Annotated in this window: 8 protein-coding genes; 4 read left to right on the top strand and 4 right to left on the bottom strand. The window is 67.9% G+C overall.

All coding sequences use genetic code 11. The annotated features are described in order from the left end of the window. The 3 genes from APY03_RS07190 to APY03_RS07180 form a co-directional block, all read right to left on the bottom strand. The coding region (locus APY03_RS07190; protein ID WP_068675319.1) for an NAD(P)(+) transhydrogenase (Re/Si-specific) subunit beta at nucleotides 1–1,211 on the bottom strand (1,211 nt) is incomplete at its 3' end. A 2-nt stretch (nucleotides 1,212–1,213) separates the two neighbouring features. Beyond that, nucleotides 1,214–1,537, bottom strand: coding sequence for an NAD(P) transhydrogenase subunit alpha (locus APY03_RS07185; protein ID WP_068675317.1), 324 nt, complete (start codon nucleotides 1,535–1,537; stop codon nucleotides 1,214–1,216). Between the two features lie 17 nt (nucleotides 1,538–1,554). Then, nucleotides 1,555–2,670, bottom strand: a complete 1,116-nt coding sequence (locus tag APY03_RS07180; RefSeq protein WP_068675315.1) for a Re/Si-specific NAD(P)(+) transhydrogenase subunit alpha — start codon at nucleotides 2,668–2,670, stop codon at nucleotides 1,555–1,557. A gap of 239 nt (nucleotides 2,671–2,909) precedes the next feature. On the opposite strand from APY03_RS07180, the gene APY03_RS07175 reads away from it, so the two are divergent. Genes APY03_RS07175 through APY03_RS07165 form a run of 3 tightly spaced genes read left to right on the top strand, consistent with a single transcriptional unit; the run spans nucleotide 2,910 to nucleotide 4,339 of the window. Then, the gene (locus APY03_RS07175; RefSeq protein WP_068675313.1) at nucleotides 2,910–3,386 is read left to right on the top strand and encodes a winged helix-turn-helix domain-containing protein; all 477 of its coding nucleotides are present in this window, start codon (nucleotides 2,910–2,912) and stop codon (nucleotides 3,384–3,386) included. A 22-nt stretch (nucleotides 3,387–3,408) separates the two neighbouring features. Continuing rightward, nucleotides 3,409–3,843, top strand: a complete 435-nt coding sequence (locus tag APY03_RS07170; protein WP_068675311.1) for a DUF4019 domain-containing protein — start codon at nucleotides 3,409–3,411, stop codon at nucleotides 3,841–3,843. A 10-nt stretch (nucleotides 3,844–3,853) separates the two neighbouring features. Next, nucleotides 3,854–4,339 (top strand): NUDIX hydrolase, encoded by a 486-nt coding sequence (locus APY03_RS07165; RefSeq protein ID WP_068675309.1) that lies wholly within the window; start codon nucleotides 3,854–3,856, stop codon nucleotides 4,337–4,339. A gap of 70 nt (nucleotides 4,340–4,409) precedes the next feature. On the opposite strand, the gene mnmA is transcribed toward APY03_RS07165, so the two are convergent. Then, the gene (gene mnmA / locus APY03_RS07160; protein WP_068675323.1) at nucleotides 4,410–5,519 is read right to left on the bottom strand and encodes a tRNA 2-thiouridine(34) synthase MnmA; all 1,110 of its coding nucleotides are present in this window, start codon (nucleotides 5,517–5,519) and stop codon (nucleotides 4,410–4,412) included. 186 nt (nucleotides 5,520–5,705) lie between these two features. Between mnmA and APY03_RS43390 the strand changes: the two genes are divergently transcribed. Beyond that, nucleotides 5,706–6,553 (top strand): wax ester/triacylglycerol synthase domain-containing protein (locus APY03_RS43390; RefSeq protein ID WP_332307379.1); only part of this gene is annotated, 848 nt, incomplete at its 3' end.

The following is a 6,553-nucleotide window of genomic DNA, read 5'->3' as shown; positions in this document are numbered from 1 at the left end:
TCGAACACCTGGTCGTAGGGCACCTCGGCCTCGGCCAGCAGCACGTTCATGTGCCCCGGCATGCGCCCGGCCACCGGGTGGATCGCGTACTTCACGGTCACGCCCTTTTCGGTGAGCTTCTGCGCCAGCTCGTTGACCGCGTGCTGCGCCCGCGCCACCGCCAGGCCGTAGCCGGGCACGATGATCACGGTCTCGGCGTTGCTCAGCATGTAGGCCGCATCGTCCGCGCTGCCGCTCTTGACCGGCCGCTGCTCCTGGGTCCCCCCCGTGGCTGCCGCCGCCTCGCCGCCGAAGCCGCCCAGGATCACGTTGAAGAACGACCGGTTCATCGCCTTGCACATGATGTAGCTCAGGATCGCGCCCGAGCTGCCCACCAGCGAGCCGGCCACGATCAGCATCGCATTGTTCAGGCTGAAGCCGATGCCCGCGGCCGCCCAGCCCGAGTAGCTGTTGAGCATCGACACGACGACCGGCATGTCGGCCCCGCCGATCGGGATGATGATCAGCACGCCCATCACGAAGGCCAGCAGGAGCATCAGGAAGAAGGCGGTCCAGCTCTCGGTGGCCATGTACACCAGGCCGAGCCCGATGGTCAGCAGCCCCAGCACCAGGTTGAGCATGTGCTGGCCCTTGAACTGCACAGGCGCGCCCTGGAACAGGCGGAACTTGTACTTGCCAGAGAGCTTGCCGAAGGCGATGACCGAGCCGCTGAAGGTGATGGCGCCGATGGCCGCGCCCAGGAACAGCTCGAGCCGGTTGCCGGCAGGAATGGCGAAGCGCGCGAGCCCGTCGAGGACATACGCGCCCTCGGGCGTGTTGCCCCCGATCACTGCCGCCACCGGAGGCGGCGTGATGCCGAAGGCCCAGGGCTCGACCACGGCGGCAACCGCGATGAACACTGCCGCCAGGCCGATCATGCTGTGGAAGAAGGCCACCAGCTCGGGCATCTGGGTCATCTCGACGGTCTTGGCGCGGTAGGCGCCGTAGCCGCCGCCGACCACCAGGCCCAGCAGCACCCAGGCCATGCCCTGGGCCTTGCCGTCGGAGAGCTGCACGATCAGCGCCCCGGTGGTCAGGATGGCGATCGCCATGCCGACCATGCCGAAGATGTTGCCGCGGATCGAGGTTGTGGGATGGCTCAGGCCCTTGAGGGACTGGATGAAGCAGACGCTGGCGACCAGGTACAGCAGCGTGACGACGTTCATCGACATGGTCAGTGGCCCTCCGCCTTGGCAGGGGCCGCCTTCTTGTCCTTCTTCCTGAACATCTCCAGCATGCGCCGGGTGACCAGGAAGCCGCCGAAGACGTTGACTGCGGCCAGCGCGAAGGCCAGCACGCCCATGCCCTTGCCCAGCCAGGTGCTGGTGAGCGCAGCCGCCAGCATGGCGCCGACGATGACGATGGCGGAAATCGCGTTGGTCACCGCCATCAGCGGCGTGTGCAGCGCAGGCGTGACGGTCCAGACCACGTGGTAGCCCACGTAGATGGCCAGCACGAAGATGATCAGGTTGATGACGGTGTGGGAGACGGGGTCCATGGGCTGCTTCCTCGTTCTTACTTGCGGGTCACTTGGCCGTCCCTGCTCATCAGGCAGGCGGCGACGATGTCGTCCTCGAGATCGATCTTGAAGCCGCCCTCCTTGGGGAGCACGAGCTTGAGGAAGTCGAGCACGTTGCGCGCGTAGAGCGAGGAGGCGTCGGCCGCTACCAGCGCGGGCAGGTTGGCCTCGCCCACCAGCGTGACGCCATGCTTGATGACCGTGCGCCCGGGCTCCGTCAGCGGGCAGTTGCCGCCTTGCGGGGCCGCCAGGTCGACGATGACGGAGCCGGGCTTCATGGCCTTGACCATGTCCTCTGTGACCAGCACCGGGGCGGGCCGGCCGGGGATCAGCGCGGTGGTGATGACCACGTCGGCCTGGGCCACGCGCTTGGCGACCTCGGCCTTCTGGCGATCGAGCCAGCTCTGGGGCATGGGGCGGGCATAGCCGCCGACGCCTTCGGCGGCTTCCTTCTCTTCCTGGGTCTCGTAGGGCACGTCGATGAACTTGGCGCCCAGGGACTCCACCTGCTCCTTGACGGAGGGACGCACGTCCGAGGCCTCGATGACCGCGCCCAGGCGCTTGGCGGTGGCGATGGCCTGCAGGCCGGCCACGCCGACGCCGAGGATGACCACGCGCGCGGCCTTCACGGTGCCGGCGGCGGTCATCAGCATGGGGAAGAAGCGCTGGTACTTGTCGGCCGCAATCATGACGGCCTTGTAGCCGGCGATGTTGGCCTGGGAGGAGAGCACGTCCATGCTCTGGGCACGCGTGGTGCGGGGGGCCGCCTCCAGCGCGAAGCCGGTGAGGCCCGCGGCCGCGAGCCTCTGCAGGCCCTCGGCATCGAAGGGGTTGAGCATGCCCACCACCACCGTGCCCGGCTTCATGAGCGCGGCCTCGGCGTCGGACGGCGAGCGCACCTTGAGCACCAGCTCGCAGGCGAAGGCGCCGGCTGCATCGGTGATCTCGGCACCGGCGGCCTGGTAGGCAGCATCGGTAATGGACGCAGTGATGCCGGCACCGGACTGCACGCGCACGGTGTGCCCCTGCGCGACAAGCTTCTTGGCCGTCTCCGAAGTGACGGCCACTCGGGTTTCGCCGGGCACAGTCTCGGCCGGCACGCCTATCAGCATGGGGATCTCCTCGGGGCTACGTTGGAATTCGCGCCGAGCTTACATGAAGATGACAAGCGCAGGCCGGCCGCGCTGTCGCGAGGGTGCGCGGACTTGGCGGTGCGTCGCCGCCATGCACGCGCAAGCCCTCTTCCAGTTCGGCGCCTGCTTCCTGTACAGTGCGATCCGCGCGCGACCGGCGCCCAGAATGGCCGGCAGCGTGGAACAAGAATCTTCAGGGGGATGCCATGCGGATAGCGATGCTCGACGACGAGCCGCGCGAGATCGAATCGATCCAGCGCGTGATGGCGACAAGTGGTCACGAGTGCCACGGCTATGCCAACGGCAAGTCCTTGCCGCCCGGACTCCGCGTATGCCACCCGTTCCAGAGAGAACTGGTCTACGGCCCCTATCACTTCTCTCCGCTCGCCGGTACGATCCGCCTGCATGGGGAACCGGTGCGGTTGAAAAGGCGGGAGTACGACCTCGCGCTCCTCCTGTTTCGCAACATCGGCCGGCTGCTGCCGCGCGAGCACCTGATGCTGACCATCTGGGGGCAGGAGCTCGAGCCTGGTTCACGTTCGCTCGACATGCATATGTCTCGGCTGCGCGCCCGGCTGGACCTGCGGCCCAACGGGTTGATCCTGGCCTCGGTCTACGGCCTGGGCTACCGGTTGGAATACATCGCGGGCGACGAGGCCGAGCCGCCGGACCCCCTGGCAGGGGCGACAGAATGATTAACCAAGGAGTGGCGTCACGATGAAAAAGATGATCCGAAGCCTGCTGGCTGCCGTGCTGCTGGGCAGCTGTGTGCAGCTCGCATCTGCGCAGGACGCGGAACCGAGCGACCTGGTCCGCGGCGGCCTGCAGGCGATCCAGATGATCGACCAGAACAAGACGGGCGAGCTCTGGGACGGCGCCACGCCAGCCGCGCGCAAGCGCGTGAGCCGCGACGATTTCGTGAACCAGGTCGCCAAGGCACGCGCCCCGCTGGGCGTCGCGCAGCAGCGCACCTGGGTCGCCATCAACCGGCAGGTGGTCGGGGAGAGCAACCAGGAACTGGCCGGCCAGTACGTGAGCATCGAATACGAGACCCGCTTTGCCAACAAGGCGAACACCACCGTTCGCGAGCTGGTGACCTTCCAGTTGGGGGACGACCGGGTCTGGCGCTTCTCGGGCTACGTCTTGCGCTGATGGTGCGCTGATGGCGCATCGCTGGAAGCCCAACGTCACCGTCGCCGCCGTGATCGAGCAGGCCGGCCGCTTCCTCGTGGTCGAGGAAGAGACGAGCGATGGCCTGCGGCTGAATTCGCCTGCGGGCCATCTGGACCCCGGCGAGTCGCCGGCCGAAGGCTGCGCGCGCGAGACGCTGGAAGAAACCGCGCACCGCTTCACGCCGACTGCGCTGGTCGGCATCTACATGGCCCGCCAGCGCGGCGCCCGGGGCGAGGACACCACGTACATGCGTTTCGCCTTCTGCGGCACGCTGGGACCTCTCGAGCCGGGCCGTGCGCTGGACCAGGGCATCGTGCGCACCTTGTGGATGACGGCCGAGGAGCTCCGTGCGAGCCGCGAGCGCCATCGCAGCCCGCTGCTGCTGCAATGCGTGGACGACTATCTCGCGGGCCATCGCCATCCGCTGGACCTCATCCACGTCCACGCCTCGGTGGCGGGCGAGGACGCGGCCTGAGCACCCGCCCGCCCGGCCGCTCCGAAGGGGGCCCGTAGCGCGGCCGACGGCGAAGGTGCGCCCGCAGGCGTCAGCCGACGCGCGAGATGACTCCGCCACCCAGGCAGACCTCGCCGTCATAGAGCACCGCCGACTGCCCCGGCGTCACCGCCCATTGGAGGTCGGCGAAGGCGAGCCGGAACGCGCCGTTGGCGCCCTCCGACAGTGTGCAGCCGGCGTCGGCCTGGCGATAGCGCGCCTTCGCCGCGTAAGCGCCCGCGGACGGCGCCCTGCCCCCTACCCAGCTGGCATCGTCCGCCTCCAGGGCCGGCGACAGCAGCCAGGGGTGGTCGTGGCCCTGCACCACCCAGAGGGTGTTGCTTTCGATGTCCTTGCGAGCCACGAACCAGGGTGCGTGCTCGCCGGCGCCGCGCTGCGCGCCTTTGGGCTTGACGCCGCCGATGCCCAGGCCCTGGCGCTGGCCCAGGGTGTAGAAACTCAGGCCCTGGTGCTCGCCGATGCGCCGGCCGCGCTCGTCGCGGATCGGGCCCGGCTCCTTCGAGATGTAGCGGTTGAGGAATTCCCGGAAAGGCCGTTCGCCGATGAAGCAGATGCCGGTCGAGTCCTTCTTCCTGGCATTGGGCAGGCCGATCTCGTCGGCGATGCGTCGCACCTCGGTCTTGTGCAGCTCGCCGACAGGAAACATCGTCTTCGCCAGTTGCTGCTGGTTCAGGCGGTGCAGGAAATAGCTCTGGTCCTTCGCCGGATCGAGGCCCTTGAGCAACTCGTAGCGCTCGCTCGCCGCGTTGAAGCGAACGCGGGCGTAGTGCCCGGTGGCGATTCTTTCCGCGCCAAGGCGCATCGCGTGATCGAGGAAGGCCTTGAACTTGATCTCGGCATTGCACAGCACGTCCGGGTTGGGCGTGCGGCCGGCCTGGTACTCGCGCAGGAACTCGGCGAAGACGCGGTCCTTGTAGTCGGCCGCGAAGTTGACGTGCTCGATCTCGATGCCCAGCACGTCAGCGACGCTGGCGGCGTCGATGAAGTCGATGTTCGACGAACAATATTCGCTGTCGTCGTCGTCTTCCCAGTTCTTCATGAAGATGCCGACCACCTCATGGCCCTGCTGCTTGAGCAGGTGCGCCGTGACCGCGGAGTCCACCCCGCCGCTCAGGCCCACCACGATGCGCTGCTTGTCCATGGGCCGCGATTGTCCCAGGCCGGCCATGCCGGTGCCGGCGGGCGGGTAATCACGGGGGCGGGGCGACCGCCCCTGCGGGTCTTCATCCAGTTGAAAGAAGCGGCGCCGAGGTTCACACTGCAACGCCGATCGGACACACAACAACGACGCGGGCGGGGCGCAGAGGCGTCCGCCAAGGAGACACGCATGCATCACCTCAGCGGCATGGACGCCTCGTTCCTGCACCTTGAAACCCCCGAATCGCCGATGCACGTCGGGAGCCTGCACCTGATCGATCTGCCGCCGGGTTACGAGGGCGACTTCGCCGAGGACGCCAAGAAGTACCTGAGCGGGCGCCTCCACCTGGCCTCGGTGTTCGTGCGCAAGCTGGCGGTGATGCCCTTCGACCTCGCCAACCCGGTGTGGGTGGACGACGACGACCTGGACCTGGACCACCACATCCACCACGTGATCATGCCGAGGCCCGGGACCATGGCGCAACTGGAGCGCCTGGTGGGCCGGCTGCATTCATCGTTGCTGGACCGCAGCCGCCCGCTGTGGGAGATGCACATCATCGAAGGCCTGCAGACCGGCCAGGTGGCGCTCTACAGCAAGATGCACCATGCGGCGATCGACGGACAGGCCGGCGTGGCGGTGGCCAAGGCGCTGTTCGACATCTCAGACACGCCGGCGCCGGTGAAGGCCCCGCGCGTGACGCGCCGGCCCGCCTCGTCGCAGCTCGGCATGGCCGAACTGGCCACGGCCGCGCTGAGCAACGCGGTGCAGCAGTATGTAAAGCTGATCCAGTCGATACCGGCCACCGCCAAGGCCATCGGCAACGTGCTGATGCCGGTGTCGGACGGATCAGGCCAGCGCAAGTTCGAGCTGCCCAAGGCCTTGCGCACCGCGCCGCGCACGCCGCTCAACGTCTCGATCACCAATCAGCGCTCCTTCGCAGCGCGCTCGGTGCCGCTGGCCGAAGTCAAGCAGATGTCGAAGGCCACCGACACCAGCCTCAACGACATCGTGCTGGCCATCTGCGCCGGCGCGCTGCG

The sequence above is a fragment of the Variovorax sp. WDL1 genome (assembly GCF_001541225.1).
In the GTDB taxonomy this organism is placed as follows: Bacteria; Pseudomonadota; Gammaproteobacteria; order Burkholderiales; family Burkholderiaceae_C; genus Variovorax.
Note: the sequence above shows the minus strand (reverse complement) of the source record. Positions and strands in the feature narration are given on the sequence as shown.

What these genes read in the sequence shown, in the direction of transcription:
- APY03_RS07185 (WP_068675317.1), bottom strand. Translation starts at nt 1,537, where the DNA reads ATGGACCCCGTCTCCCACACCGTCATCAACCTGATCATCTTCGTGCTG.
- APY03_RS07180 (WP_068675315.1), bottom strand. Translation starts at nt 2,670, where the DNA reads ATGCTGATAGGCGTGCCGGCCGAGACTGTGCCCGGCGAAACCCGAGTG.
- APY03_RS07175 (WP_068675313.1), top strand. Translation starts at nt 2,910, where the DNA reads ATGCTCGACGACGAGCCGCGCGAGATCGAATCGATCCAGCGCGTGATG.
- APY03_RS07170 (WP_068675311.1), top strand. Translation starts at nt 3,409, where the DNA reads ATGAAAAAGATGATCCGAAGCCTGCTGGCTGCCGTGCTGCTGGGCAGC.
- APY03_RS07165 (WP_068675309.1), top strand. Translation starts at nt 3,854, where the DNA reads ATGGCGCATCGCTGGAAGCCCAACGTCACCGTCGCCGCCGTGATCGAG.
- mnmA (WP_068675323.1), bottom strand. Translation starts at nt 5,519, where the DNA reads ATGGACAAGCAGCGCATCGTGGTGGGCCTGAGCGGCGGGGTGGACTCC.